The 1,378-nt window shown below is 42.1% G+C and carries 1 protein-coding gene; it reads right to left on the bottom strand.

Features of this window, described 5'->3' with window-relative positions:
* The coding region (locus tag AC1MDJ_RS07855) for a hypothetical protein (protein ID WP_479690367.1) at nt 1-1,271 on the bottom strand (1,271 nt) is incomplete at its 3' end.
* Nucleotides 1,272-1,378: the final 107 nt, after the last annotated feature.

Genomic DNA, 1,378 nt, shown 5'->3' with positions numbered 1-1,378 from the left:
CCATTGCCAACCTCTTCTTTTTTACTCAACTCTCCTTTAGGCATATCGTCAGTGTCAACTATCACTCCACCGCTCATTTTATATAGTAGATAATCAATATTTTCAAACAACATACTACCAGCAATATAGTTGCCTCTTGCCAATAATGTGCTAGTGCTAGCATTATAGGTTTCATTCCAGTTAGCCTGCATAGTTGTTCCAAACCCGCCTTCACTGATAGTAGGCAATCTATCATATCCTAACAGAAAAGACGCAACGCTATAATACCCCAACTCCATACTCGCAGCATTACCAGCCACTGCTTCATTCCTGCTAGAGTTGTGCGCCGCTTCATGTGCATCTGTCTCTAAAAACGTTCTCGCATTAGTTGCAGCACCATTAGCGGTATTCACAGCCCCAATCCCTGTGCTGTTATCATGCTTCCCCATAACCGCATACTTATTGCCATCCTCGTCTGTAAAAACCTCACTACTATCAGCATACATAATATTAGCAGCCTTCCCTCTTATTAGAGATGATAGACTTCTCAAGTCTTCCGGGGTTGCATTTCCGTTGGTAATATTATCCATTAAGTTATGGACTTCTTCACTAGCTCCACCCTTCACGCCATAAGCCTTATGCAACTGATACGTCTGCCATACATTCACAATTTCAGATGCAGATATACTATCATTGATTGCTACACTATACACGCTAACCAAACTTTGCAATACTGTCCCCGTAGCCCCCATGCCAGCCATAACAGTGTTTCTATAAAAACCAGTAAAGCTGTCTAATATCTCTTCCTGCCCAGCAGTCGTAAATAGCCTGCTGTCTATCTCTAGTTTTCCGTCTAACGCTCCTGTGGTCGTATCCCTCTCAACCGTCTGTGCTCTATCTATATCTCTATTCAGCCCTGATATATCAGAGCCATCTCTAACTACTATGTTCCCCTCACCTATGGTCGCACGTGTTGTCCCCTCTTTCTCGTGTCCTGTATTTGTGACACCAATAGTTCCTTTAGCCTCTATAGTGCTGTTATCTGGGTTATCCCCTACACCCGGTTTTGCGCCTATTCCAGATACAGTTACTCCTAAACTAAACCCTGTTTGACTGCTATATGAATAATCAAATAAATCAGCCCATTCTAACGAGGTAGCCACTATATTAAGGTTACCATTGTCGTTGCCATGTTCATCCCTGTTAGCTATCGTTGAACCTGTCATAGATAATGTGCCATTCTGCGCATAAGAAAAAAACAGCACTTCGGGATTTATGGTGCGAGTGGTCATTTCTAAAACTCTCCAAGTGGCATACAACTAGTCAAATCCTTTCCTTTATCTAACAGGCATTTGAAGTAGTCTATATTCTTTCTATAGCTATGTTTTAATCCCTCAGT

This window comes from Candidatus Termitispirillum reticulitermitis (genome assembly GCF_054655775.1).
Note: the sequence above shows the minus strand (reverse complement) of the source record. Positions and strands in the feature narration are given on the sequence as shown.